This window comes from Pelomonas sp. V22 (assembly GCF_030014915.1).
GTDB lineage: Bacteria > Pseudomonadota > Gammaproteobacteria > Burkholderiales > Burkholderiaceae_C > JAUASW01.
On sequence record NZ_JAGIXS010000001.1, the window covers coordinates 1717104 to 1742089 of the forward strand.

General features: G+C 68.7%; 24 protein-coding genes. 17 read left to right on the forward strand and 7 right to left on the reverse strand.

The window, feature by feature from the left end:
• The first annotated feature begins 100 nt into the window (after positions 1-100).
• Positions 101-1372, forward strand: a complete 1272-nt coding sequence (locus tag J7U46_RS07750; protein WP_282824439.1) for a M28 family peptidase — start codon at positions 101-103, stop codon at positions 1370-1372.
• Positions 1373-1396: 24 nt separating this feature from the next.
• On the opposite strand, the gene J7U46_RS07755 is transcribed toward J7U46_RS07750, so the two are convergent.
• The 3 genes from J7U46_RS07755 to J7U46_RS07765 are packed head-to-tail and all read right to left on the reverse strand — an operon-like array spanning position 1397 to position 3712.
• The gene (locus J7U46_RS07755; protein ID WP_282824440.1) at positions 1397-2956 is read right to left on the reverse strand and encodes a tryptophan halogenase family protein; all 1560 of its coding nucleotides are present in this window, start codon (positions 2954-2956) and stop codon (positions 1397-1399) included.
• Positions 2957-2960: 4 nt separating this feature from the next.
• A complete protein-coding gene (locus J7U46_RS07760) occupies positions 2961-3458 on the reverse strand; it encodes a PIN domain-containing protein (RefSeq protein WP_282824442.1) in 498 nt (165 codons plus the stop codon).
• 5 nt (positions 3459-3463) lie between these two features.
• Positions 3464-3712: a type II toxin-antitoxin system Phd/YefM family antitoxin gene (locus tag J7U46_RS07765; protein ID WP_282824444.1), complete on the reverse strand. Its 249-nt coding sequence runs from the start codon at positions 3710-3712 to the stop codon at positions 3464-3466.
• A 133-nt stretch (positions 3713-3845) separates the two neighbouring features.
• On the opposite strand from J7U46_RS07765, the gene J7U46_RS07770 reads away from it, so the two are divergent.
• The 10 genes from J7U46_RS07770 (at position 3846) to J7U46_RS07815 (ending at position 13291) form a co-directional block, all read left to right on the forward strand.
• Positions 3846-5234: a cation:proton antiporter gene (locus J7U46_RS07770; RefSeq protein ID WP_282824446.1), complete on the forward strand. Its 1389-nt coding sequence runs from the start codon at positions 3846-3848 to the stop codon at positions 5232-5234.
• Positions 5235-5322: 88 nt separating this feature from the next.
• Positions 5323-5832, forward strand: a complete 510-nt coding sequence (locus tag J7U46_RS07775; RefSeq protein ID WP_282824448.1) for an RDD family protein — start codon at positions 5323-5325, stop codon at positions 5830-5832.
• Between the two features lie 77 nt (positions 5833-5909).
• A complete protein-coding gene (locus tag J7U46_RS07780) occupies positions 5910-6566 on the forward strand; it encodes an RDD family protein (protein ID WP_282825021.1) in 657 nt (218 codons plus the stop codon).
• 133 nt (positions 6567-6699) lie between these two features.
• On the forward strand, positions 6700-7662 hold the full coding sequence (locus tag J7U46_RS07785; protein WP_282824450.1) for a stage II sporulation protein M: 963 nt from the start codon (positions 6700-6702) through the stop codon (positions 7660-7662).
• A complete protein-coding gene (locus J7U46_RS07790; RefSeq protein ID WP_282824452.1) occupies positions 7652-8398 on the forward strand; it encodes a hypothetical protein in 747 nt (248 codons plus the stop codon). The genes J7U46_RS07785 and J7U46_RS07790 overlap by 11 nt, the downstream gene beginning before the upstream one ends.
• On the forward strand, positions 8385-9146 hold the full coding sequence (locus J7U46_RS07795) for a DUF4129 domain-containing protein (RefSeq protein ID WP_282824454.1): 762 nt from the start codon (positions 8385-8387) through the stop codon (positions 9144-9146). Before J7U46_RS07790 ends, J7U46_RS07795 begins: the two co-directional genes overlap by 14 nt.
• Positions 9143-10345, forward strand: a complete 1203-nt coding sequence (locus J7U46_RS07800; RefSeq protein ID WP_282824456.1) for a DUF4350 domain-containing protein — start codon at positions 9143-9145, stop codon at positions 10343-10345. The genes J7U46_RS07795 and J7U46_RS07800 overlap by 4 nt, the downstream gene beginning before the upstream one ends.
• Positions 10342-11328, forward strand: coding sequence for a MoxR family ATPase (locus J7U46_RS07805; protein ID WP_282824458.1), 987 nt, complete (start codon positions 10342-10344; stop codon positions 11326-11328). Before J7U46_RS07800 ends, J7U46_RS07805 begins: the two co-directional genes overlap by 4 nt.
• Complete coding sequence (locus J7U46_RS07810) at positions 11328-12710, forward strand: DUF58 domain-containing protein (protein ID WP_282824460.1); 1383 nt, start codon at positions 11328-11330, stop codon at positions 12708-12710. Before J7U46_RS07805 ends, J7U46_RS07810 begins: the two co-directional genes overlap by 1 nt.
• 32 nt (positions 12711-12742) lie before the next feature.
• Complete coding sequence (locus J7U46_RS07815; protein WP_282824462.1) at positions 12743-13291, forward strand: DUF805 domain-containing protein; 549 nt, start codon at positions 12743-12745, stop codon at positions 13289-13291.
• A gap of 59 nt (positions 13292-13350) precedes the next feature.
• Here the strand turns inward: J7U46_RS07815 and J7U46_RS07820 are convergent, their stop codons facing one another.
• Genes J7U46_RS07820 through J7U46_RS07835 form a run of 4 tightly spaced genes read right to left on the reverse strand, consistent with a single transcriptional unit; the run spans position 13351 to position 17719 of the window.
• Positions 13351-14634, reverse strand: a complete 1284-nt coding sequence (locus tag J7U46_RS07820; protein ID WP_282824464.1) for an ABC transporter permease — start codon at positions 14632-14634, stop codon at positions 13351-13353.
• Between the two features lie 34 nt (positions 14635-14668).
• Entirely contained in the window at positions 14669-15838 is a 1170-nt protein-coding gene (locus tag J7U46_RS07825) for an ABC transporter permease (RefSeq protein ID WP_282824466.1), read from the reverse strand.
• Between the two features lie 18 nt (positions 15839-15856).
• Positions 15857-16549 (reverse strand): ABC transporter ATP-binding protein, encoded by a 693-nt coding sequence (locus J7U46_RS07830; RefSeq protein WP_282824468.1) that lies wholly within the window; start codon positions 16547-16549, stop codon positions 15857-15859.
• Positions 16550-16552: 3 nt separating this feature from the next.
• Complete coding sequence (locus tag J7U46_RS07835; protein WP_282824469.1) at positions 16553-17719, reverse strand: efflux RND transporter periplasmic adaptor subunit; 1167 nt, start codon at positions 17717-17719, stop codon at positions 16553-16555.
• Positions 17720-18041: 322 nt separating this feature from the next.
• On the opposite strand from J7U46_RS07835, the gene J7U46_RS07840 reads away from it, so the two are divergent.
• The 6 genes from J7U46_RS07840 (at position 18042) to J7U46_RS07865 (ending at position 24983) form a co-directional block, all read left to right on the forward strand.
• Positions 18042-19253: an ROK family protein gene (locus J7U46_RS07840; RefSeq protein ID WP_282824470.1), complete on the forward strand. Its 1212-nt coding sequence runs from the start codon at positions 18042-18044 to the stop codon at positions 19251-19253.
• Positions 19250-20731, forward strand: a complete 1482-nt coding sequence (locus J7U46_RS07845; protein WP_282824471.1) for a sugar ABC transporter ATP-binding protein — start codon at positions 19250-19252, stop codon at positions 20729-20731. The genes J7U46_RS07840 and J7U46_RS07845 overlap by 4 nt, the downstream gene beginning before the upstream one ends.
• Positions 20712-21707 (forward strand): ABC transporter permease, encoded by a 996-nt coding sequence (locus J7U46_RS07850; RefSeq protein ID WP_282824473.1) that lies wholly within the window; start codon positions 20712-20714, stop codon positions 21705-21707. The genes J7U46_RS07845 and J7U46_RS07850 overlap by 20 nt, the downstream gene beginning before the upstream one ends.
• A gap of 6 nt (positions 21708-21713) precedes the next feature.
• On the forward strand, positions 21714-22685 hold the full coding sequence (locus J7U46_RS07855; protein ID WP_282824474.1) for a substrate-binding domain-containing protein: 972 nt from the start codon (positions 21714-21716) through the stop codon (positions 22683-22685).
• Positions 22686-22860: 175 nt separating this feature from the next.
• Positions 22861-23865 carry a sugar phosphate isomerase/epimerase gene (locus J7U46_RS07860; RefSeq protein WP_282824475.1) on the forward strand — a complete coding sequence of 335 codons (1005 nt, stop codon included), beginning with the start codon at positions 22861-22863 and terminating at the stop codon, positions 23863-23865.
• 20 nt (positions 23866-23885) lie between these two features.
• Entirely contained in the window at positions 23886-24983 is a 1098-nt protein-coding gene (locus J7U46_RS07865) for a Gfo/Idh/MocA family oxidoreductase (protein ID WP_282825023.1), read from the forward strand.
• The last annotated feature ends 3 nt before the right edge of the window (positions 24984-24986 follow it).

The following is a 24986-nucleotide window of genomic DNA, read 5'->3' on the forward strand; positions in this document are numbered from 1 at the left end:
CTCCGATTCCGTGCGGCGTCAAGCCGCGTGAGGTGCGGCGATTCTCGCCGTATGCTCGCGCCTGCTTTGCCCCCTGCCTGTCGAAAAAAGGATGTACGACATGAGCCTTCGTCCCTTGGTCCTCCCCACCGCCCTGCTCACCCTGGCCTGCACCGCCACGCTGGCCCTGGCCCAACAGACACCGCCGGCCGCCACGCCGGACGACCCGATCAGCGTGCTGGTCGGTCAGCTGGAACTGGAGAAGTACAAGGCCACGATCAAGGGCCTGACCCAGTTCGGCGACCGCCGCCAGGGCACGGAGCGCAACCGCAAGGCGCTGGACTGGATCGAGGCGCAGCTGAAGTCCTACGGCTGCACGAACACCGAGCGCCTGCAGTACCAGTTCACCGAACCTGCCAAGCGCACGCCGGCCGCACCGCGTGCGCCGCTGGCGGGCGGCCCGGCCGGCCAGGGCGGCAGCACGCTGTTCGGCAAACGCGCACCCACCGGCGTGAACACCGACCCGATGAACCAGCCCGACGTGCGGCTGCGCGCGCTCAATGCCGAGCCCACACCCGAAGGCACCTCGCTGCGCGAGAACGTCTACTGCACCAAGATCGGCACGACGCGGCCCGACGAGATGTACATCGTCGGCGCCCACATGGACGGCATTGGCTGGGGCGAAGCCGCCAACGACAACGGCTCGGGCACGGCCCTCGTGATGGAGCTCGCGCGCATCCTGAGCCAGCCCGGCGTGGAGAGCGAGCGCTCGATCCGTTTCGTGCTCTGGAACAACGAGGAGACCGGCCTGAACGGCGCCTACGCCTACGTGGCTCAGCGCAAGGACCTGCAGGGCATCGAGTCGCCCAAGGGTTCGGGCAAGTACCCCGAGCCCCGATGGCTCGGCATGATCCAGCACGACATGATGATGTTCGACCATGGCATGCCGGTGCCGAAGCTCGACGCAAGCGGCAAGCCCGTGCTCGATGCCAAGGGCCAGCCGGTCTATGTGGCGCCCAAGGAGCAGCGTGCCGAGGCCGATGTCAACATCGAGTACCAGTCCACCGCCAAGTTCGCAGACGGTGCGGCCAAGCTGGCCTGGCATTTCCGCGCGGCCAACGACAAGTACGCGACGAACTATCCGGCCACCGTGGGCTTCCACATGACCAACACGGACTCCACGCCCTTCATGGACCATGTGCCCGCGATCTCGCTGCGCGAGAACGAGCGCGGCCAGCAGATCGGTGCCGGCTGGAACCCGCACTGGCACCAGCCGACCGACCTGTTCTCGTCCTACTCGGACAAGGACTTCCTGCTGGGCCTCAATGCCGCGCAGACCACGCTGTCGGCGATCTCGCAGCTGACCGGCGTGAAGATCGTTCCCAAGCGCTGAGCTTCAAGCGCCAGTTCAAGCACCCTACAGCGCGGCCAGCGGCAGGCGCCCACCGAGCGCATGGATCTGCTGGATCAGCGCGCGGTGGCTGGGCAGGTCCTGCAGCGCGCGGTCGCCGAAGCGCTGGATCTTGGCGAACAGCCGCGCCGCCTCTTCGCCTTGGTGGAAGTCCGCACGGCCGGCGCTCAGGTCGGTGCGGAAGCCCATGCCGTAGAGGATGTACTGGTAGTTGAAGAAGGCGAAGCTCTCGGTGTCCAGGTTGAAGTCGAAGCGGCCGGGCGGGCGCAGCTTCCACTGCTCAAGGAACTCGGCCAGCCGCTCGGGGATGGAAGCCGCAGCCGCGTTGTCGCGCCAAAAGGGTTCCGTGCGCTGACTCAGGCAGTAATGCAGCTTGAGGAAATCGACGATGTTCTCGTAGCGCGCCGTCATCAGCGCATTGAACCGGCGTGTCGGTGCTTCCATCGGCCCGCTGTGCGGCAGCATCTCGGCAATCATGCCGATGGCCGCTTCGATCAGCACGAGGCCGGTCGATTCCAGCGGCTCCAGGAAGCCGCCCGACAGGCCCACGGCCACGCAGTTCTTCACCCACTGCCGCTCGCGGTAGCCCGCCTCGAAAGGCAGGCGCCGCGTCATCAGGTCCTCATGGCCGGGCCCCACGTAGTCACGCAGGATTTCGGCGGCCCGCTCGTCACTCATGTGGCCGCTCGAATAGACACAGCCGATGCCACGCGCGCCGTTGAGGCCGATCTCCCAGGTCCAGCCGGCCTCGTGGGCGGTGGCGATGGTGCAGCTCTCCATCAGCGCCTCGGACGCGTCAAGCGGCAGCTTGCAGGTCAGCGCCCGGTCGGCGAACAGCTGAGGCCGCACCGACTTGAAGGCGCTCCCGGGCAGGCGGGCGATCAGTTCGGCGCGGAAGCCCGTGCAGTCGACGTAGAGGTCGGCCTCGAAGCGGCCGTGCCGCAGCGTGTTCACATGCGCGATGGCGCCGTTGGCATCGAGCGCCACCTCGCTCAGCGTGGCCTCCACATGCCGCACGCCCAGCTCGCGCGCACGCTCGGCCAGCAGCCGGGCGAGCTGGGTGGCATCGAAGTGATAGGCGTAGTTCAGCGGCGCCACATAGCCGGCCTCATGGGCCCGCTTGGGCGCGCGGCCGGCCTCGATCACGCGCTCCTGGAGCGTCATGGCACGCGCAAACGGCAGGCGCGTCGCCTCGTCCTGCAGCAGCCAGTAGGGCACGAGGCTGACGCCTTCGGTGTAGAACGGCGCCTCGAAAGGATGGATGAACTGGTGGCGATCCGCACCGCGAGGTGCATGGGCCCAGTCGCAAAAGCGGATGCCCTGCTTGAAGGTGGCCGAGGTCTCGCGGATGAAGCGCTTCTCGTCGATGCCGAGGAACTGCAGCGTGCCGCGTATCGTCGGGAAGCTGCCCTCGCCCACGCCGATGATGCCGATCTCGGGCGACTCCAGCACGGTCACCTCAAGATGGCTGCGCTCGGAAAGCCCCAGGTGCTTGGCCAGGTAGGCCGCCGTGAGCCAGCCGGCCGTGCCGCCGCCGACGATGAGGATGCGTCGCTTGTGGGTCATGGGGTCAGGCCCTTACGTACAAATTCTTCAGCCACAGATGGCCGGTTTGGGCGCCCTGGCCCCAATCCTCTTCGTCCTCGCCAGGAGGCGCGCTGTGGCCAGTGGGATTGAGCAGCTTCACGCGGCCGGCGCGGAAGGCGCTCACGCGGCGCGTCACCAGGGTGAGGCCATGCTCCAGCGCGGTGGCAGCGAGCAGGCCATCGCGGGTGTTGGCATAGGGCAGCTGGGCGCGGCGGCGCACGATGGCGGCATCGACCGCGAGGATGCGGCCCTCGAAGGCGGGCATCAGCTGCTGGTCTATCCATTCGCGCACGGCGAGGCCGGCAGCGCGGTCCTTGCGGGCCAGCCGGGCGGCCGCGGTCTCGATCTCCAGCAGGTTCAGCGCCGAGATGAAGAGCTTGTGGCGCGCGATGCCGGCGGCCCAGGCCGCGAGCCCGGGATCGGCGTGGCCGGCCTTGGCCTTGCGCAGGTCCAGCACGAGGGCGGTGTCGAACAGGAACATGATGGTTACTCGATGGCCTCGCGGTGATCCCAGGCGCCGTCTGCCGCGTCCTTGGCGTCGAGCTCCACATTGGCCGGCATGGCCAGGATCTCGAGGATGTTCTCGTTCTCGCCGCTGAGACGGCGGAAGTCGGCAATGCTCATCAGCACATGCGTGGGCTGGCCCCGGTCGGTGATCAGCACCGGCTCGGCCAGCGCGGCCCGCTTGGCCTGGCTGACGTCGCGGTTGAACTCGCGGCTGGAGATCAGCTTCATCGGCAATCCCGGTTGCTAGGAGAGCGCATGGTAGCAAGTCAAAAGTAGGTACCTAGGTACAAATCTGTCAGCCCGGATGGACAACCGCCGGACCGCTGGCACAGTGCGGTGGAGTTTTACTACAAGAAATTCCATGAGCTCCGACCGCATTGCCAGCCTGCTCAGCATCCTCAGCGAGGTGTTCGCCAAGCATGGCCCGGCGGCCCCGGCGGCGGCGGCCACCTACTCTCCGGGCGACTTCAGCATCCACTTCTTCCTGCAACTGGCCCTGATCATGCTGGCATGCCGCGTGGTCGGCTGGGCCGGCCGCCGCTTCCTGGCCCAACCCCAAGTGGTGGGTGAGATGATTGCCGGCGTCATCCTCGGCCCCTCGCTGCTGGGTCTGTTTTTCCCGGAACTACAGGCTGCCATCTTCCCCAAGGAGATGAAGAACGTCCTGTATTCGGGCGCCCAGCTGGGCGTGGGGCTCTACATGTTCCTGGTCGGCACGACGCTGCGGCTGGACCATTTCGCCACCAAGGCGCGCAGTGCGGTCGGCGTATCGCTGGCGGGCATCCTGGCGCCGTTCTTCATCGCTTTTCTGATCACGCCTTCACTGCTGGGCGTGCCGGGCCTGTTCGCGGCCGGCATCTCCACGGCCAATGCCACGCTCTTCATGGGCGCCTGCATCGCGCTCACGGCCTTCCCCATGCTGGCCCGCATCATCAATGAGCGCGGCCTGGCCAATACCTCGCTGGGCACGCTGTCGCTGACCGCTGGCGCCTTCGACGATGCCGCCTCCTGGTGCGTGCTGGCCCTGGTCTTGGCGGCTTTCGGTGCGGGCCCGAGCGTGGCCGTGCTGGCGATTGGCGGCGGCATCCTGTGGGGCGGCTTCGTGCTGATCTTCGGCCGCCGGCTGCTGGCGCCGCTCGGGCGCATGGTGGAGCGCGAAGGCACGATGAGCCACACGGTGCTCGGCATCACGCTGGTCCTGTTCTGCACCTCGGCCTTCGTGATGGACGCGGTGGGCATTCACTCGATCTTCGGCGGCTTCATCCTCGGCGTGGCCATGCCGCGTGGCCTCTTCGTGACCGAGCTGAAGAAGAAGGTCGAGCCGCTCGCCGTGGTCCTCTTGCTGCCGATGTTCTTCACCTACTCGGGGCTGAACACGCGGCTGGACATGATCAATTCCGGCCAGTTGCTGCTGATCGCCCTCGGCGTGCTGGCCGCCTCGGTGCTGGCGAAGTTCGGCGCCTGCTACCTGGCGGCCCGCCTCTCGGGCGAGGACAACCGCACCGCCCTCGGCATCGGCGCGCTGATGAACTCGCGCGGCCTGATGGAGCTGATCATCATCAACATCGGCCTGCAGAAGGGCATCATCGGCCCGGCGCTGTTCTCGATGCTGGTGCTGATGGCCGTGGTCACCACCATGATGGCCAGCCCGCTGTTCGAGCTCTTCTATGGCCGCCAGGCGCGGGCCTCGGGCGAGCTGGAGGCGCTGGGCGAGAACGTGGGTGGCAGCGCGGCCGGCAGTCCCACCTGAGGGGGCGGCCGCCTTCGGTGTAGTCACCAATCGACCCGACCCGGCGTAAGCAGGCAGAATCCCGGCCATAAATTCCAGGGAGAACACCATGACCGACACCACCGACCAGCGCTTTGCACCGCCCGAGGCCCATGTGGCCGACGTTCCTAGCGGCGAGGTGGAGCTGGCGGGGCGCGGAACACGCCTGTTGGCAGCCATCGTCGACGGCCTGCTGCTGGGCGGCGTAATCTGGGCGGTCGGCATGCTCTCGCCGTTCCGGTCGATGCTACTGGATGCCGGCACGCCGAGCCTGACCGAACTGAACATTGGCTCGACCGCCTTCGGCATCCTGATGTTCCTGCTGCTGCAGGGCTGGCCGCTGGTGACACGCGGCCAAACCATCGCCAAGATGCTGTTCAAACTGCGCATCGTTCGCACCGACGGCAGCAAGGTCGACGCCGTGCGCATGCTGGGCCTGCGCTACGGCGTCGGCTTCTTGCTCGGCATCAACCGGGTCACCTCCGGCATCTGGGGCCTGATCGACTGCCTGCTGATCTTCCGCGACTCGCGCCAATGCCTGCATGACTCGATCGCCGACACCAAGGTGATCAAGCTCTGAGCCCGTCGCAAGCGGCACCGGTCCAGCGCATCGACACGCTGGCCCGGGTCGAGACGCCGGAAGGCATTGCGCTGTCCCTGCAGCCCGCCGGCCTGGTGGCGCGGACCATGGCCTTCCTGCTCGATCTGTTGATGCGCCTCGGCATCGACCTGGGCCTAGCGCTGACCTTGGGCGCGCTGGGCGCGCTGAGCGGCATGGGCGGTGGCCTGATGCTGATCACGCTGTTCTGCGTGGAATGGCTCTACCCCATCGTGTTCGAGCTGAGCCGCTGGGGCGCCACGCCGGGCAAGCGCGCCCTGGGCCTGCGCGTGGTGATGGACACCGGCCTGCCGATCACGCCGGCCGCCTCGTTCACCCGCAACCTGCTGCGCGTGGCCGACTTCCTGCCGCTGGCTTATGGCTTCGGCATCGTCAGCCTGCTGCTGAACCGCGACTGCAAGCGCCTCGGCGATCTGGCGGCGGGCACCCTCGTGGTCCATGCCAAGCCGGTGCTGCTGCACGACGCGCCACCGGCCGCCACGCCGCTGGCGCCGGCCCGCGCGCTGAACGCTCAGGAGCAGGCCGCCATCCTCTCCTGGGCCGGACGCGCCAAGCGTTTGACACCGGCCCGCTTCGAGGAACTGGCCCTGCTGGCCGCACCCGCCCTGCCCGCCACGCAGCCCGATGAGGCCCGGCGCAGACCGGCCGAACGGCTGCTCGGGGTGGCGCAATGGCTGATGGGGAACAAATCGTGAACGGTCGGGACCAAGCATCGTCTTCACGGGCCGAGCGCCGGGCCGCTCCCAAGCCGGCCCGACATGCCAGCCGCAAGGCTGGCGTCCCCTCGGGGGACCGACCAGCGTACTCGCTGGGCGAGGGGTGCACACCATGACGCCCGTGAGCTTCGAGGCGGCCTATGGCTCGATGTGGACGGAGTTTGCCGAGCAGCTCGCTGCGGCCGGCAAGGGCCAGGGCGTCGACGGCGCGCTGCTCGCGGTGCGCTACCGACGCGTCTGCGAACACCTGGCACTGGCGCAGTCGCGTGCCTATCCGGTCCACCTGGTGGCGCGGCTGGAGGCGCTGGCGCAGGAGGCGCACCAGCTGATCTACCGCCGCCAGGACTATGGCCTGCGCGCCCTGGGCCGGCTGCTGCGCTCCGAGCTGCCGGCCGCCGTGCGGGCCGAGCGGCGTTGCGTGCTGCTGGCGCTCGTGCTGTTCGCGCTGCCGCTGCTCTTGTCCTACCTGCTGGCCCTGCAAGGCCCGGACTTCGCGCTGCGCCTGCTCGATGCGAGCCAGCTGCGCAATTACGAGGCCATGTACGGAGATGGCAAGAAGGCGCTCGGCCGCCTCCGTGAAGCCGGCGGCGATTGGGAGATGTTCGGCCACTACATCTTCAACAACATCGGCATCGGCTTTCGCAGCTTCGGCGCCGGCATCCTGGCCGGCGTGGGCAGCGCCTTCGTGCTGCTCTACAACGGGCTGATGATGGGTGCCACGATTGGCCATCTGCAACGCGTTGGCCTCGGCCACAACCTCTGGCCCTTTGTGGCCACGCATTCGGCCTTCGAGCTGACCGGCATCGTGCTGTCCGGCGCGGCCGGCCTGCGCCTCGGCTTCGGCTGGCTGATGCCCGGTCGGCGCAGCCGGCTCGAGGCGCTGCGCGTGGCGGCGCGGGCGGCCGTGCCCCTGGTCTATGCGGCCTTCTTCCTGCTCTTCGTCGCGGCGGCCTTCGAGGCCTTCTGGTCCTCGGCCGCCTGGATCGCACCGGCGGTGAAGTACGGCGTCGCGGGCCTGTGCTGGGCGCTGGTCCTGACGTGGCTGTGTTTTGTCGGGAGAAGCCATGCGCGTTGAAGGCCTTGCCGTCGCGCTGCGCCCGCGCAGCCAGGCCGAAGCCTGCGACCTGGGTCTCGCGCTGGTGCGCGGCCATGCGCGCTCGATCTGGCGCTGCTACACACCGGTGCTGCTGGCCGTGGCCGCGCTGGCCCTGTGCACGGTCGACACCATGGGCTGGCTGCCGGTGCTGATCGTGTTCTGGCTCAAGCCCTGGCTGGACCGCGGCTTGCTGTTCGTGCTGTCGCGCGCCGTCTTCGGCGAAGCCACAGCCTGGTCTGACCTGTGGCGCGCGCGCCGCCAGGTCTTTGGCGGTCAGTTGCTGCGCACGCTGCTGTGGCGGCGCCTCTCGCCCTGGCGCGCCTACACCCAGCCGGTCGAACAGCTCGAGGGCCTGCGCGGCAGCCAGCGACGCAAGCGCGTCAAGCTGATGCTCAACGACAACCGCGGCGCCACCACGGCCTTGCAGTTCGCCTTCGCCCATGCGGAAGGCGTGCTGAGCTATGGCCTCATCGGCCTGCTGTGGTGGTTCGCACCGGAGGGCCACAGCGCCAGCATCTGGGACTGGTTCATCCACCCCGACGCCCATGCGGCCGGCCAGCTGGGGCTGGACATCGTGGTCTCGCTGGCCTATTTCGCCGTCGTGCTCTTCCTCGAACCCTTCTACGTGGCGGCCGGCTTCGCCATGTACCTGAACCGCCGCGTGGCCCTGGAAGCCTGGGACATAGAACAGGAGTTCCGCCGTGCGTTTGCCTGAGGCCCTGCTGCTCAGCGCTGCCCTGCTGTGTGCCCAAGGCGCGGCCGCGCAACCGGCCGAGCAATCCGCCGGGCAAGCCGCTGCAGCCGCATCGACGCCGCCGGCCCTCAGCGCCAGCGCAGTACAGGCCGCCATCGAGGCCGTGCGGGCCGATCCGCTGCTGCCCGGCATGGAGAAGGAGCGCGTGCTGCGCTTCAAGGAAGAAGCGCGCAAGGACAAGCCCAAGGACCCGAACCTGGACTGGTGGCTGGACCTGCTGGCCAGCCTCTCGGGCGGCATGCGCGTCGCGGTCTGGCTGATAGGCGCGGCCCTGCTGATCTGGGTGCTGCTGCGCCTGCGCGACTGGCTGGTGGCACGCCGGCGCGGCCCGGTTCTGGCCGAGCTGCCGCCCACGCACGTGGGCTCGCTCGACATCCGCCCCGAGAGCCTGCCGGCCGACATCGGCGCGGCCGCACGGGCCCTGTGGCAGCGCGGCGAGATGCGAGCAGCGCTGTCGCTGCTGTACCGGGGGGCGCTGTCGCGCCTGGTCCATGCCCATGGCGTGGCCATACGCGCGGCCAGCACCGAGAGCGACTGCCTCGCGCTGGCGCAGCAACGCCTGGCGGCCGAACCGCAGGCCTACCTGAGGCAACTGATAGCCGGCTGGCAGGCCGTGGCCTATGCCCGGCGCGAGCTGCCTGCCGAGGAACTGGAGCAGCTGTGTGCCAGCTTCGATGCGCGACTCTCTGCGCAGGGAGCGCGACCATGAAGCAGGAGACCGTCATCCGCCTGCTGGCCCTGCTGATCCTGGTCGCTATCGGCGCCTGGGTGGTCGTCAACACCGAATGGGTGGACGAGGAGCGGCCCCGGCCCCTGCAGGGCGAGGCCCGCGAGAACCCGGTCTATGCCACCGAACAGCTGCTGCGCCGGCTCGGCATGACAGTCGCTCATCACCAGGCCCTGCCCTCGATGCCGCCTGCCGGGGCGCGCCTCGTGCTGCTGTCGCAGGACTGGCAGCTGTTCCCCGAGCGCACTGCCGAGTTGCGCCAATGGGTGGAGGCCGGTGGCCACCTGGTCCTGCCCCGGGACGCGAGCTGGTACGAGACCCGGTTCGACGACTGGGTGCCCGTCGAAACACGGTTCGCGAAGATGGCCGACCCGCCGGCGAGCGCGGCCCCGGCTCAGGGCTTCCAGCCGAGCCCGCACTTCAACGAAGTCGGCCTGCGGTCAACGCCACCACTCTGGGGCAGCCAGCAGAAGCTCACTGTGTGCAAGGTCTTGCTGATGCACCAGAAGCTGCAGCCCAAGCGGGGCCACACGGCCACCTGGTCGCTGGCGCGTGAAGACATCACGCAGGCGCTGCGCGTGCCGGTGGGCCGGGGCAGCGTGACCGTACTGAACGCCAGCAACAACTTGTTCTTCACCGACGCGGCCCTGCGCTGCGACAACGGCCAGCTGATCGCCGCCGCACTGCAGGCCGAACCCGGCGCCACGGCCTGGATCTACCTGAACGAGAAGCGCCAGGCCCTGCTGCCCTGGCTGTGGCAGCAGGGCTGGATTGCCATCGTCGCCGGCCTGCTGGCGCTGGCGGCGCTGCTGTGGCGCCGTGCCGTGCGATTCGGCCCGCGCCTCGCGGCGCCCCCCCGGCTGCGCCGCTCCATCACCGAGCAGGTGCGGGGCCTCGGCGCCTACCTGCACCGCGAGGGCCGCGAGGCGCTGCTAAGCGCTCAACAACGCGCCCTTCAGGAAGCCGCAGCGCGGCACCTGCGCGGCTACGCCCGGCTTGCTGCGGGCGAGCGGGCCCGTGCGATCGCCGCCGCCACGCAGACCGACGAAGACGCGCTGCGCAGCGCCCTGTCGGCCCGCACCGTCACGCGGGCCCAGCTGCCGCCGTACCTGCAATTGCTAGAAACGGCCCGGCGCAGTCTGGTCCACCGAACCCACGAAGAAAGAAGAGCCATCCCATGAGCACCATCAAGCCCGAGGAACTCAAGCTCGCCACGCAATGGCTGCATGCGCTGCGCAGCGAGGTCGGCAAGGCCGTCGTCGGCCAGGCGCAGGCGGTGGAGCAGATGCTGGTCGCCGTCGTGGCCTCGGGCCATGTGCTCGTGGAGGGTGTGCCCGGCCTCGGCAAGACCCTGCTGGCGCGCGCGCTGTCGCAGGCACTGCGCCTGCAGTACGCCCGCGTGCAGTTCACGCCCGACCTGATGCCGGCCGACGTGATCGGCCACAGCGTGCTGGACGACACCGGCAACGGCCTCGGCCGCCTGCGCGTGCGCAAGGGCCCGGTGTTCACGAACCTGCTGCTGGCCGACGAAATCAACCGCGCGCCGGCCAAGACCCAGAGCGCCCTGCTCGAGGTGATGCAGGAATACCAGGCCACGCTGGAAGGCGAGACCCTGCCGCTGCCACGCCCCTTCATGGTGATGGCCACGCAGAACCCGATCGACACCGAAGGCACCTACCCGCTGCCCGAGGCCCAGCTGGACCGCTTCCTGCTGCAGATCCGCATCGGCTACCCGACGCATGACGAGGAAACCGCCGTCGTGCAGCTGGTGACCAACGGCCGCGCTGGCCATGCCCTGCCGCTGGAGACGGTGCAGCCGGTGCTGGACGATGTGCAGGTGCTGGAGCTGCAACGCCTGGCCGGCCTCGTGCATGCCGATGAACGCGTGATCGACTACGCCGTGCGCGTGGTGCGGGCCACGCGAAACTGGCCCGGCCTCGAGGTCGGCGCTGGCCCACGCGGCAGCGTGGCCCTGGTGCGCGCGGCTCGGGCCATGGCCTTGCTCAATGGCCGCGACTTCATCCTGCCCGACGACATCGCCCGCCAGGCCCTGGCCGTGCTGCGCCACCGCGTGACCATGGCGCCGGATGCGCAGATCGAGGGCCGCGACCTGGACGAGCTCTTGCAGGCCGCGCTCGAAAGCGTCGAGGCACCGCGGCTTTGATGAGCCCTGCGCGCACCGCTACCCGGCGCGTCGTCATTCCGACGCGGGCCAGCATCTGGCTGCTGGCCGGCCTGGCCCTGGTCGGCACCATCACGCTGTCGGCTGGTGCGCCGCTGTCCACCGTGGCGCCGCTGGGCGGCGGCCTGCTCGGCCTCCTCGTTGCGGCCGCCGTCTTCGATCTGTGGCGCAGCCTGCGGCTGTGGAAGCGCGGCGGCCTGCAGGTGCTGCGGCGCTTGCCGGCAGCCTTTGCCATCGGTGCGTCGACCGAGCTGAAGCTGGACCTGGTCAACCCGGGCCTGCTTACCTGGCGGCTGCAGGTCTTCGACGAGCTGGACCCTTTGTTCGATTTCGAAGGCCTGCCGCGCACGCTCACCATCGCCGGGCAGAGCCGCAGCCGCGTCACCTTCCGCGTCACGGCCCGACAGCGCGGTATCGCGGAGCTCGGCCGCACCCAGCTGCTGTGGCAGAGCCGCGCCGGCTTCTTCGAAGTGCGCGAAACGCAAGGCGAGGTGCAGGCCTTGCGCGTCTATCCCAACTTCGCGGCGCTGGCCCGCTATGCCTGGCTCTCGGGCGACCGCCGCCTCGCGCAGATCGGCATCAAGAACTTCGTGCAGCGCGGCCAGGGCACGGACTTCCGCCAGCTTGCCGAGTACCAGCGCGGTGACCCGTTGCGCCACCTGGACGTCAAGGCCTCGCTGCGCCAGCGCAAGCCGGTGGTGCGCGAGTACCAGGACGAGCGCGACCAATGCGTGATGTTCCTGCTCGACTGCGGCCGCCGCATGCGCGCCGACGAGCAGAGCGCCGACGCCGGTACCAACAGCCATTTCGACGACGCGCTGGACGCGCTGATGCTGCTGGCCTACGTGGCCTTGACCGAAGGCGACGAAGTCGGTGCGATGACCTTCGGCTGCGCCGAGCACGCCCGCCGCGACTGCGCGCCCCGCAAGGGCATGGGCACCCTCAATGTGCTGATGAACAAGATGCACGACCTGCAGCCGGGCGGCGAGCACTCCGACTACCTGGCCGCCGCCGAGGCCCTGTCCAAGCGGCTGCGGCGCCGATCGCTGGTCATCATGCTGACCAACTTCCGCGACGAAGATGCGCCCGAGCTGCAGCCGGCGCTGCGCCTGCTGCGTCGCCGGCACCTGGTGCTGCTGGCCAGCCTGCGCGAGACAGCGCTGGGCCGGCTGCTGGACCTGCGACTTGATAACGCCGAAGATGCGGTGACCGTGGCCAACGCCCACCTGATGCTGCAGGCCCGGCACGATGCGTTCGCGCGCGTGGTGGATCACGACCGGCTGTCCATCGATGTGGAGCCCCAAGCCCTCGCCGCCACCCTGGTCAACCGCTACCACCAGGTCAAGCGTGCCGGGCTGCTCTGATCCGTTTCAATTCACAACGCCAAGGAGGAATCATGACGACCGATACGAGCTACAACCAGTACGCAGCACCCACTGCCACCGTGGCCGACGTGCCGCAGGGCACTGACTATGCCGCGCTCAACTTTTTCTCCGCCACCGGGCGCATCGGGCGGCTGCGCTATCTGGCCTACCTGGTGGGCGTGGGTTTCCTGATCAATGTCGCCGTCGGCATCGTGAGCGCGATCTTCATCGCGATCAACCCGGCACTGGGCTTCATCGCAAGCCTGCTGGGCTGGATTCCCCTGCTGTGGTTCTCCATCCTCTGCGGCATCAAGCGTGCCCATGACTTCAACGCGAGCGGCTGGCTGTCCATCGTCTCGCTGATTCCGCTGATCGGCACCCTGATCTTTGCGCTGGTGCCGGGCAGCCAGGGCGACAACAACTACGGCCCTCCGCCGCCGCCCAACAACTGGGCGGTGCGCGTGCTGGGCCTGCTGCTGCCGGTGATCGCCATCATCGGCATCCTGGCCGCGATAGCGATCCCGCAATACAAGAACTACACCGACAGAGCCCGCGCAGCGCAGAGCGCCGCACCCCGCTGAAGCGGACCCACAAAGCAAAGGCGGCGACCCTCGCGGGTCGCCGCCTTCTCTATTTCGACTCACAGCTCCCGCAAGGCCGCCGTCACCGGCAGGCTGGCCGCGCGCACGGCCGGGAACAGGCCGCCGATGAATCCGATGGCCAGGGCCCATTTGATGCCCTCCCACAAGAGGCCGGGCGAGACGCTCAGGTTGAAGCTGAGCTTGCCGACCGAGCCGGCCGCCATGGTCGAGGCCTCGAAGCCGTTGAACAAGGCCCAGGCCGCGATGCCACCGACGGCGCCGCCTATCAGGGCCAGCAACATGGTCTCCAGCATCACGGCCACCACCACCGGCAGGCCGCGGAAGCCGATGGCGCGCAGCGTCGCGATCTCGCGGGCCCGCGTGGCCACGGCGGCGAACATCGTGTTGAGCGCACCGAACACCGCGCCCACCGCCATGATGGCGCCCACGGTGATGCCGATGATGCGCAGCACCTTGGTCATCTGCTCCGATTGCTTGGCAAAGAAGTCCAGCGTGGTGCTGGCCTTGACCTTGAGCTGCGGATTGGCCTCGAGCGCCTCGCTGAAGGTCTTGATGGCCGCCGCGTTCTCGAGCTTGACCGTGGCCGAGTTGCGGCCGGCGCCCCGGCGGTAGGCGTCGTTGACCACGTTGGCATCGGCCCAGAGCTCCGACTCCATCGCATCGCCCGAGGCGAAGATGCCAACCACGGTCCAGGGCTGGTTGCCCAGCTTCAGCGTGGCGCCGACCTTGAGCCCCTCGAACTGCCGCACCGCGCCCTTGCCGATGACCAGCTCGCGCAGGCCCGGCTGGAAGGCCTTGCCCTCGATGATCTTGACATTGGGCCGCACGAGGAAGGCCGCTTCGCTGATGCCGCGCACCTGGGCACTGCCTTCGTCACCGACCTTGCTGCCGCGCACCGGCAGGTTGGCCGCCACCACGGTCTCGGCCGAGATGATGGGCTCGCCCTTGGCATTGCGAGCAATGCCGGGCGCCTGCTCGATCTGCACCAGGTCCTCGCGGCTCAGCGAGGACGAGACCTCGTTGGCCGAGGCGCCGCGCATCACGATGGCGGTGTCCAGGCTGCCGGAGTTGCGCAGCGTCTGCCCATAGCCCTCGGCCATGGCCAGCAGGGCGACGAGCACGCCCACCACGCCGGCGATGCCAACCACGATCACAGCGGAGGAGCCCAGGCGCTGCCTCAAGGTGCTGATGCCCACCATGGCGACCGAGCGCGTCTGCGTGCCGCTGCGGAACGCAAACATCCACAGCGCCAGCAGCACGGCCAGCACAAGGGCGCCCTGCCAGGGCAAGGCCACCCACAGGCCGAGGAAAACGATGGTCAACAGGACCAGGCCTAGATTTTTTAGGAACCTCATTTCAAGCCCTCCCCGCCAGTGCATCGGTGATGTTCACGCGCATGGCGCGCAGCGCGGGCAGCGTGCCCACGGCCAGGCCGAACAGCAGCGCGAGGCCCACGCCGATCAGCCAGCTCACGAGGCCGGCGGCCGGCAGGTTCAAGGTGCCACCACTGCCAGCGCTGACGATGGGGCCGATGACGCTGGCGAGGCCAAGGCCGATGACGCCGCCGATCAGCAGCAGCAGCACCGATTCGGCCAGCACCATGGCCAGCACGCTCTCGCCTGAGAAACCCAGCGTCTTCAGCACGGCGATCTCGCCGGTGCGCTCGCGCACGGCCTGCATCATGGTGTTGCCGGCCAAGAGCAGCAGCGTGAAGAACACGGCGCCCATGATGGAGGTGACGATCAGGTTGATGTCGGCCACCTGCTTCATCCAGCTGGACATCGCGGCCTGCTCGGTCTGCGTGCGCGTCTCGTGGTCGGAGTTGGCCGAGATCGCGTCGATGGCTTTGAGCACCCGGTCCGCCTGGTTCACGTCTTTCACGCGGGTCACGTACCAGCCGACCTGGCCCTGGTTCCAGGGCGTGGTGTCGTCGAAGTACTTCCAGTTCAGGAGGAACATCTGGTCCCACCAGCCGCCGGACTTCTTGTCGGCCACATGGATCACGCCGACGATGGTGAAGGGCCAGTTCTGGCTGCCGTTCTTGTCCGGAAAGATCGTGGACTGCATGGGCACCTGGTCGCCGACCTTCCAGCCGAAGCGCTTGGCCAGGCCCTCGCCGACGATGGCGCCGTTCTTGGTCTCGGCAAAGGCCTTGCGGTGCTCGGCCGAGACTTCCATCTCCGGATAGATGTCCAGGTAGTTGGGCGCGACGGCGAAGCTGAAGACCTGGTTCTCGGGCTTCTGGTAGGCGCCGCCGAACCAGTTGGCATAGGTCGTGTCCTTGACGCCATCGATCTGCGTGATGCGCGCGCCCAGCGACATCGGCAAGAGCTGGATGAAGCTGAGCTTGGAGCCGGTCTGGAGCCGTGTCGCGCCATTGGCGCTCTGGCCGGCCTGGTCGAAGCCGACGCGCACCGCGTCCAGCAGGCCGAACAGCAGGAAGGCCGTGATGATGGAAACGAGCGTCAGGAAGGTGCGGCCCTTGCGCCGGAACAGCGCCGCCCAGATGAGGTGGAGGTATTTCATCGCGTCACCTCATCCGGCTCAGGCCGTGGCTTCCGCTTCAGTGACGAGCGTGCCCTTGTCGAGATGCAGCGTATGGCTGGCGCGGCTGGCGGCCTTGGGGTCGTGCGTGACCATGACGATGGTCTTGCCATGCTCGCGGTTGAGCACCTGCAGCAGGGTCAGCACGTCCTCGGCCGATTGGCGATCCAGGTCGCCCGTGGGTTCGTCGCAGACCAGCAGGGCCGGGTCCGACACGATGGCCCGCGCGATCGAGACGCGCTGCTGCTGGCCGCCCGAGAGCTCGGTCGGCTTGTGCGTGGCGCGATCCGCGAGGCCGACGAGGGCCAGGGCGATGGAGGCGCGCTTCTTGCGCTCGGCCGCCGAGAGCTTGGTCAGCAGCAGCGGCAGCTCGACGTTCTTCTGCGCCGACAGCATGGGCATCAGGTTGTAGAACTGGAAGATGAAGCCGACCTTGGACGCACGCCACTTGGCCAGCTGGGCGCCGCTGAACTGGTCGATGCGCTCGCCGGCCACCGTGATGGAACCGCCGCTGGGCGCATCCAGGCCGCCCATCAGGTTCAGGAGCGTGGTCTTGCCCGAGCCCGAGGGGCCCATCAGCGCGAGGAAGTCACCCTGGGCCACCTCGAGGTTGACGCCGTGCAGCACTTCGACCTTTTGCTTGCCCCGGGTGTAGACCTTGGACAGGTCGCGGATCTCGATCAATGCGCTCATGCTTCAGTCCTTGCTCACGATGTTGGAACCCTGCTTCAGATCGGCCGGCGGCGACAGCACGACGCTGTCGCCGGCCTTCAGGCCTTCGGTCACCAGGCGGAACTTGCCGACGTCGGGGCCCAGCTTGACTGCGCGCTGCTCGGCGCGGCCGTCTGCCACCACGAACACGGCATTGCCGCCGTCGCGCTGCACCAGGGCCTCGGGCGGCAGCAGCACGCCAGGCAGCGGCGCCGCCTGCGGCTGCTTGCCCTTGCTGGCCAGGAAGCTGACGCGCACGCCCATGTCGGGCACGACGCGCTCGTCCTTCTGGTCCAGGGCCACACGCACCTTGACCGTGGCCTTGCCGCGGTCGGCACTCGGGATCACGGTCACCACATGGGCGGGGATCTTCCAGTCCGGGTAGGCGTCGAGCACGGCCTCGCAGGGCATGTCAGGCTTGACCTGGGCGATGTAGGCCTCGTTCACGTCCACGCCCACTTCCAGCGAGTCCATGTCGACGATGGTGCCCACGCCGGTGCGGGTGAAGCCGCCACCGGCCGACAGCGGCGAAATGATCTCGCCGACCTGGGCCGCGCGGGCCGTGACCACACCGTCGAAGGGCGCGCGCACCGTCGTGTAGTCGAAGCTCACGCGGGCCAGCTTGACCTGGGCTTGCGCCGCTTCTGCCTGGCGCAACGCGGCTTCCAGCTGGGCGGCATGGGCGACCACGGCGGTGGCCGTCTGCTCCTGGGCCTGGCGCGTGGTCATGCCTTGCGCCAGCAGATCGTTCTGGCGGCGCGCATCCGACTGGGCCTGCAAGAGCTGGGCGCGCTGCTGGGCCACGGCGGCCTCGGCACTGCGGGCTTGCGCCTCGGCGGCGGCGAGGCTGGCCTTGAGGCCGCTGTCGTCCAGCCGGGCCAGCACCTGGCCCTTCTTGACGCGGAAGCCTTCGTCGATCAGCACCTCGGTCAGCGTGCCGGTGATCTGGGCCGAGACGGTGGCGGAGCGCCGCGCCGTCACATAGCCGGTGGCTTGCAGCACCACGTCGGCCGAGGGCCCCTGGCCATTGGCGCGCACCGTGGCGGTTTGCACCAGCAGCGGCTTGCTGCCGGCAAGGAACCACCAGGCGGCCGCGCCGCCGGCTCCCAGCAGCACAAGGCCGGCGATCAGGCCCCAGATCCACTTCGGCATCCCGCCGTCATGGTCCTCACGTTGCGCACCGTCGATGCGCAGCTCCTTGAGCAATCCGGTATCGATTTTTCGCTCCTGCTGATGAACAAGAAAGAAGATCTCGGGCGGCGGGCCGGCTCGGGCCCTGCCAGGGCTGGCGGATGGTAGCAGGGGCCTTTGTCGATTTTTGGCAGCAGCCAGCGGCCGACGCTGGGGCCGTCTGAGCCGCTTTTCGCCGCCCAAAACGCCTGCCGCACTTCAGCCGCAAATCAGCTGAAGTTACCACTTGTGCGACCAAAGACCGGCCCCTACAGTCCGCACGATTCGATTCCCCGGGCCCCTCATGGATCGCTGGTCGCGGCTCACGCCGCATGAGCTCAATGTGCTGGAAAGCGTGCTGTGGCTGCATGGCCCGACGCGCGATGCCCTGCTGCCGCGCCTCTCGCTGTCGCGCACGCAGGCCAACTCGGTGGTGGCCGGCCTGCTCGAGCAGGGCTGGCTGGAGCGCGGCGGCCAGCGCGAGTCCTCGGGCGGGAGGCGCGCCGAAACCCTGTGCCTGCATCCCAGCCTCGGCGTGCTGCTGTGCGCCGACATAGGCGCCACCAGCCTGGACGTGGCCGTGCTGGGCCTCGACCTCAAGCTTCGCGAGCGCCACACCGAGGCCATCGACGTGCGCGCCGGCCCTGCCGCCGTGCTGGCCCGCACCCGCGCCCTGATGCGCGAGCTGCTGGCGCGCTGCAAGCTGAAGCCGCGCGACGTGCTGGCCATCGGCCTTGGCGTGCCGGGACCGGTGGACTTCGCGACCGGCCAGCTGGTCGAGCCGCCGCTGATGCCGGGCTGGGACAGCTACGCGATCCGTGAAGACCTGCGCAGCGACTATGCGGCGCCGGTCTGGGTCGACAACGACGTCAACCTGATGGCCCTGGCCGAGCTGTGGCGGGTCAAGCGCGAGCTGCAGAACTTCCTCCTGATCAAGGTCGGCACCGGCATCGGTTGCGGCATCGTCTGCCATGCCGAGGTCTACCGGGGCGCCAACGGCTCGGCCGGCGACGTGGGCCACATCTGCGTGGACCCCGGCGGCCCGCGCTGCCATTGCGGCAATGTGGGCTGCGTGGAAGTGATGGCCGGCGGCCCGGCGATTGCGCGCGATGCCACGGCCGCCGCACGCTCCGGCGCCAGCGAGCTGCTGGCCCAGCGCCTCGCCGAGGCTGGCGTGCTGACGCCCGAGGACGTGGGCCTGGCCGGCCGCGCCGGCGACACCGCCGCCCACCAGATCGTGCAGCGCGCCGGCCAGCTGGTGGGCCAGATGCTGGCCTCGGTGGTCAACCTCTTCAACCCATCGCATGTCTTCGTCGGCGGCGGGCTCACGCGCATTGGCCCGCTGTACCTCGCGGCACTGCGGCAATGCGTCTACCAGCGCTCGCTGGCCCTGTCGACGCGGCACCTGGAGGTGGGCTACTCGCCGCTTGGCGATTCGGCCGGGCTGATAGGCGCCGGCGTGCTGGCCCTGCAGGAAGTGCTGCGCGGGCGCGGCAAGGTGATGGCGGCCCCATGAAGACGCTGGCCTTCCACGCGATTGCCAAGTCCTTCGGGCCGGTAACCGTGCTGCATGGCGTCAGCTTCGAGCTGCAGGCCGGCATCGCCGTGGGCTTGCTCGGCGAAAACGGCGCCGGCAAGAGCACCTTGATGAAGATACTCGCAGGCTACGAGACGCCCAGCAGCGGCGAGCTGCGGCTCGATGGCGAGGCCCTGCGCTTCGACGGCCCGCGCGCGGCCGAGGCGGCGGGCATCGCAATGATCCACCAGGAATTCGCGCTGGCCGAGGCGCTGACGGTGGCGCAGAACATCTTCCTCGGCCATGAGCTGCGGCGTGGCTGGCGGCTGGACGATGCCGCCATGCACGCCGCCACCACGCAGCTGCTGGCCCAGGTGGGCCTTGCCTGCCCGCCCGACCGGCCGGTGCGACTGCTCAGCCTCGCTGAGAAGCAGCGCGTCGAGATCGCCAAGGCCCTGCAGCGCCGCGCCCGCGTGCTCGTGATGGACGAGCCCACCGCCACGCTGACGCCGGCCGAGGCCGAGGCGCTGTTCGCGCTGATGGGCCGGCTCAAGGCCGAGGGCGTGACCCTGATCTACATCTCCCACAAGCTGGAAGAGATCGAGCGGCTGACCGACGAGGTGGTCGTGATGCGCGACGGCCGCTTCATCAGCCGCACGCCCACGGCCAGCCTCACGCGCGCCCAGATGGCGCAGGCCATGGTGGGCCGCGAGTTGAGCGAGCTCTATCCGACGAAGACCACGCGGCCGACTGCCGAGCCGCTCTTGAAGGTGCAGAAGCTCAGCGTACCGGGCTGGGTAGAAGACCTGAGCTTCGAGGTGGCGCCGGGCGAGATCCTCGGCTTCGCCGGCCTCGTGGGCGCCGGCCGCACCGAGCTGTTTGAGGGTCTGATGGGCCTGCGGGCGAGCCGCGCCGAGCGGGTCGAGATCGCCGGCAAGGCGGTGCGGATCCGCAATCCGCGCGAGGCTGTGGAGCTCGGCCTCGGCTATCTCAGCGAGGACCGCAAGGGCAAGGGCCTGCATCTGGACTTCAGCCTGGCGGCCAACCTCACGCTGATGGCGCTGCGGCGCTATGCCAAACCCTGGTTGAAACCTGCAGACGAGGCGGCAGCCTTGGCCCGCGCCGTCGAAGAGTTCGGCATCCGCGTCGGATCAAGCAGCGTGCGCGGCGGCTCGCTGTCCGGCGGCAACCAGCAGAAGCTGGCCCTGGCCAAGGTGCTGCATGCGGGGCCACGCATCGTGGTGCTGGACGAGCCCACGCGCGGCGTGGACGTGGGCGCCAAGCGCGAGCTCTACCTGCTGATCCAGCAGCTGGCGGCGCAAGGCCTCGCGGTCATCGTCGTGTCGTCCGAGCTGGTGGAGCTGATCGGCCTCTGCCACCGCATCGCCGTGCTGCGTGCCGGCCGCCTGCAAACCGTGCTCGACGCCGATGGCGTCAGCGAAGACCTCTTGATCGCCCATGCCACAGGAACGCACTGACTCCCGCCCCAGCCTCGCGGCGCACCTGGCCCGATTGAACGGACTCGGCCCCGTGATCGGCCTCGTGCTGCTGTGCCTGATCGCGTCCGTGCTGAACCCGGACTTCGCGACCGTGGACAACGCACTCAACGTGCTGACCCGCACCACCTTCACCGGCATCATCGCCGTGGGCATGTGCTTCGTGATCGTGGGCGGCGGTATCGACCTCTCGGTCGGCTCGATGGCGGCCCTGATCGCCGGCTGCGTGATCCTCTTGATGAACACGTTGGCGGCCCATGGCGTGTCACCGGTCGTCGCCGTCACGGTGGGGGCCGCGGGTGCGGTGCTGATAGGCAGCTCGCTCGGCCTGGCCCATGGCTGGCTGATCACGCGCGGGCGCATCGAACCCTTCATCGTGACGCTGGGCACCCTCGGCATCTTTCGCGCGGTGCTGACCTGGCTGGCCGATGGCGGCGCAATCACGCTGGAGAACGAGCTGGCCGATGCCTATGCGCCGGTCTACTACGGCGCCTTGCTGGGCATCCCCATCCCGGTCTGGGTGTTCGCCTGTGCAGCCCTGCTGGCTGCAGCCCTGCTGCAGCGCACCGCCTATGGCCGCCACCTGCAGGCGATTGGCTCGAACGAGCAGGTGGCGCGCTATGCGGCGGTGAACGTCGACACGGTCAAGCTCGTCAGCTACGGCCTGCTCGGTGCGATGGTGGGCATCGCGACCCTGCTCTATGTGCCGCGCCTCGGATCCAGCTCGCCCACCACGGGGTTGCTGTGGGAGCTGGAGGCCATTGCCGCCGTCATCATCGGCGGCACGGCGCTCAAGGGCGGCTCGGGCAGCATCGCAGGCACCGTGGTCGGCGCCCTGCTGCTCTCGGTCATCGGCAATGTGCTCAACCTCACCAGCTTCATCAGCATCCATCTGAATGCCGCCGTGCAGGGCACGGTGATCATCGCCATCGCCTTCATGCAAAGACGCAAAACCTAAGGAGACATGCTCATGCTGAATCGCAGACTCACGGTCGCTCTCGCGCTGACGATGGCCTTTGCGGCGCAAGCGCAAGCGCAGGCCCAGGCTCAGGCCAAGCTCAATCTCGGCGTGGCCATCCCGGCGGCCGACCATGGCTTCACCGCCGGCATCGTCTGGTGGGCCAACCAGGCCAAGAAGGAGCTGGAGCAGCAGCACCCGGGCTTGAAGATCACGGTCAAGGCAGCGGCCTCGGCCGGCGAGCAGGCCAACCAGCTGCAGGACCTGGTGACCACCAACAAGATCAATGCGCTGGTTATCCTGCCGCAGGAATCGGCTGCGCTCACGAAGCCGGTGCAGCAGCTGCACAACAAGGGCGTCTACGTGACCGTGGTGGACCGCGGCCTGACCGATGCCACGGCGCAGGACGCCTACGTGGCCGGCGACAACACGGCCTTCGGCAGCGTGCCGGCCGAGTTCATCGCCAAGCAGCTCGGTGGCAAGGGCGAGATCGTGGCGCTGCGCGGCATCCCCACCACCATTGACAACGAGCGCATGGACGCCTTCAAGGCCGTGCTCGCCAAGCATCCCGGCATCAAGCTGCTCGATGCCAAGCATGGCAACTGGAACCGCGACGATGCCTTCAAGGTGATGCAGGACTTCCTGACCCGCTTCAAGAAGATCGATGCCGTCTGGGCGGCCGACGACGACATGGCCTTCGGCGTGCTGAAGGCCATCGACCAGGCCAAGCGCAGCGACATCAAGCTGGTATTCGGCGGCGCCGGTGCCAAGGGCATGGTCAAGGTCCTGAAGGACGGCAGCGACCCGCGCATCCAGGCCAATGTCTCGTACTCGCCCAAGTTCATCTACGACGCGATCAAGCTGACCGCCGAGGCGCGCTTGAAGAGCGAGAAGCTGGCGGCCAAGACCATCATCCCCTCGGTGCTGATCACGCGCGAGAACGCGGCCAGCTTCCACTTCCCCGACAGCCCGTTTTGAAGCCCCTCGCCCAGTCTTGCTGCGCTGAACGCGCGCCAGCCTGGTCGGTCCCCCGCGGGGACGGCGATGCTTGCGGCATCGAGCCGCAAGCACATCGCCCTGGCGGGCCGGCTCGGGAGCGGCCCAGCGCTCGGCCCGAATACCTTCCGTCGCAGATGCTGAATGGATCACTGACATGAGACCCTTGACTCTCTTCACCGGCCAATGGACCGACCTGCCGCTCGCTGAGCTGGCGCCGCTGGCCAAGCGCATGGGCTATGACGGCCTGGAGCTGGCCTGCGGCGGCGACCACTTCAATGTGCAGCGGGCGCTGAACGAGCCCGGCTATGCGGCGGGCCAACGCGCCTTGCTGGCCCAGCATGGGCTGGAGGTCTACGCCATCGGCAACCACCTGGTCGGCCAGGCCGTCTGCGACCTGATCGACGAGCGCCACCGCCCCATCCTGCCGGCCCATGTCTGGGGCGATGGCGAGCCTGAGGGCGTGCGCCAGCGCGCGGCCCTCGAGCTGGCCGAAACGGCGCGCGCCGCCAGGCTGCTGGGCGTTCAACGAGTAACGGGCTTCACCGGCTCCTCGATCTGGCATGCGGCCTATGCCTTCCCGCCGACGTCGCAGAGCTACTGGGATGCCGGCTTCGCCGACTTCGCGCGGCGCTTCACGCCCATCCTCGATGTGTTCGAGGAGCAAGGCGTGAACTTCGCGCTGGAGGTGCATCCCACCGAGATCGCCTTCGACATCGCCACCTCGGAACGTGCGCTGGAAGCGCTCGACCAGCATCCGCGCTTCGGCTTCAACTTCGACCCCAGCCACCTGGCCTACCAGGGTGTGGACTATGTGCGCTTCATCCGCCAGTTCGGGCCGCGCATCTTCCATGTGCACATGAAGGATGTCTGGTGGGGGCGGGGCGATGGCACGGTGGGTACCTTCGGCGGTAACACCACGTTCGGCGACCCGCGCCGGGGCTGGGACTTCCGCAGCGTGGGCCGAGGCATGATCGATTTCGAATCCATCATCGTGGCGCTGAACGACGTGGGCTACGCCGGGCCGCTCTCGGTGGAATGGGAAGACAGCCGCATGGACCGCGTGCATGGCGCGACCGAGAGCGCGGCTTTCTGCAGGCGGCTGGACTTCCCGCCGGCGCATGGGGCGTTCGACGCGGCATTCTCGAAAGGCATGGCGTGACTCGCCGCCTGAGGGTCGCCATGGTCGGCGGCGGCCGCGATGCCTTCATCGGCGCGGTGCACCGCCATGCGATGGCGCTGGATGGCCGCTACGAGCTGGTGGCGGGTGCGCTGTCGTCCACGCCGGAGAAGGCGCTGGCCTCGGGGCGCGACCTGGGCCTCGCCGAGGATCGCATCCATGCCGACTGGCACGCCCTGCTGGCCGATGAACTGAAGCGCCCAGCCGGCGAACGCATCGACCTGCTCGTCATCGTCACGCCCAACCACCTGCATCACGAGGTGGCGCTGGCCTTCATCGACGCCGGCTTCCATGTGGCCTGCGACAAGCCGCTGGTGCACAGCAGCGCGCAGGCCGAAGAGCTGGCGGCCCGTGTCGCCGCACGCGGCACGGCCTTCGCCGTGACCTACAACTACAGCGGTTATCCGATGGTGCGCGAGGCCAGAGAGCTGGTGCGTGCCGGCGCCATCGGCAAGGTCCGCAAGGTGATCGTCGAGTACCACCAGGGTTGGCTGGCCGGCGCGCTGGAGCAATCCAGCAACAAGCAGTCGAGCTGGCGTGCCGACCCGACGCAGAGCGGCCCCGGCGGTGCGCTCGGCGACATCGGCACGCATGCCGAGAACCTGCTGAGCACGGTGACCGGTCTTGCCATCGAGCAGCTCTGCGCCGAGCTGAGCAGCTTCGGCCCCGGCCGCCTGCTGGACGATGACGCCAGCGTGCTGCTGCGCCTCAGCGGCGGCGCGCGCGGCGTGTTGCTGGCTTCGCAGATGGCGGTAGGTCATGAGAACGACCTGCGCCTGCGCGTGTTCGGCGAACGCGGCAGCCTGGACTGGCGACAGGAAGATCCGAATGTGCTGATGCACCTGCCGCTCGATGCCGCACCTCGCCGGCTCACACGCGGCTCGGCCGGTCTCAGCGAATCCGCCCGGCGCGGCTGCCGCTTGCCGCCCGGCCATCCCGAAGGCTTCATCGAGGCCTTCGCCAATATCTACACCGAGCTCGCGGCCGACCTGCAAGCGGGCACGCGCACGGGCGACTACCCACGCGTGACAGACGGCGCACGCGGCGTTCGCTTCGTCGAGCGCGCCGTCGCATCCCAGGGTCAGTGGATTGCTTTCTGAGGA

Coding starts and splice junctions, on each gene's coding strand:
- J7U46_RS07750 (WP_282824439.1), top strand. CDS start 101: ATGAGCCTTCGTCCCTTGGTCCTCCCCACCGCCCTGCTCACCCTGGCC.
- J7U46_RS07755 (WP_282824440.1), bottom strand. CDS start 2,956: ATGACCCACAAGCGACGCATCCTCATCGTCGGCGGCGGCACGGCCGGC.
- J7U46_RS07760 (WP_282824442.1), bottom strand. CDS start 3,458: ATGTTCCTGTTCGACACCGCCCTCGTGCTGGACCTGCGCAAGGCCAAG.
- J7U46_RS07765 (WP_282824444.1), bottom strand. CDS start 3,712: ATGAAGCTGATCTCCAGCCGCGAGTTCAACCGCGACGTCAGCCAGGCC.
- J7U46_RS07770 (WP_282824446.1), top strand. CDS start 3,846: ATGAGCTCCGACCGCATTGCCAGCCTGCTCAGCATCCTCAGCGAGGTG.
- J7U46_RS07775 (WP_282824448.1), top strand. CDS start 5,323: ATGACCGACACCACCGACCAGCGCTTTGCACCGCCCGAGGCCCATGTG.
- J7U46_RS07785 (WP_282824450.1), top strand. CDS start 6,700: ATGACGCCCGTGAGCTTCGAGGCGGCCTATGGCTCGATGTGGACGGAG.
- J7U46_RS07790 (WP_282824452.1), top strand. CDS start 7,652: ATGCGCGTTGAAGGCCTTGCCGTCGCGCTGCGCCCGCGCAGCCAGGCC.
- J7U46_RS07800 (WP_282824456.1), top strand. CDS start 9,143: ATGAAGCAGGAGACCGTCATCCGCCTGCTGGCCCTGCTGATCCTGGTC.
- J7U46_RS07805 (WP_282824458.1), top strand. CDS start 10,342: ATGAGCACCATCAAGCCCGAGGAACTCAAGCTCGCCACGCAATGGCTG.
- J7U46_RS07810 (WP_282824460.1), top strand. CDS start 11,328: ATGAGCCCTGCGCGCACCGCTACCCGGCGCGTCGTCATTCCGACGCGG.
- J7U46_RS07815 (WP_282824462.1), top strand. CDS start 12,743: ATGACGACCGATACGAGCTACAACCAGTACGCAGCACCCACTGCCACC.
- J7U46_RS07825 (WP_282824466.1), bottom strand. CDS start 15,838: ATGAAATACCTCCACCTCATCTGGGCGGCGCTGTTCCGGCGCAAGGGC.
- J7U46_RS07830 (WP_282824468.1), bottom strand. CDS start 16,549: ATGAGCGCATTGATCGAGATCCGCGACCTGTCCAAGGTCTACACCCGG.
- J7U46_RS07835 (WP_282824469.1), bottom strand. CDS start 17,719: ATGCCGAAGTGGATCTGGGGCCTGATCGCCGGCCTTGTGCTGCTGGGA.
- J7U46_RS07840 (WP_282824470.1), top strand. CDS start 18,042: ATGGATCGCTGGTCGCGGCTCACGCCGCATGAGCTCAATGTGCTGGAA.
- J7U46_RS07845 (WP_282824471.1), top strand. CDS start 19,250: ATGAAGACGCTGGCCTTCCACGCGATTGCCAAGTCCTTCGGGCCGGTA.
- J7U46_RS07850 (WP_282824473.1), top strand. CDS start 20,712: ATGCCACAGGAACGCACTGACTCCCGCCCCAGCCTCGCGGCGCACCTG.
- J7U46_RS07855 (WP_282824474.1), top strand. CDS start 21,714: ATGCTCATGCTGAATCGCAGACTCACGGTCGCTCTCGCGCTGACGATG.
- J7U46_RS07860 (WP_282824475.1), top strand. CDS start 22,861: ATGAGACCCTTGACTCTCTTCACCGGCCAATGGACCGACCTGCCGCTC.
- J7U46_RS07865 (WP_282825023.1), top strand. CDS start 23,886: ATGGTCGGCGGCGGCCGCGATGCCTTCATCGGCGCGGTGCACCGCCAT.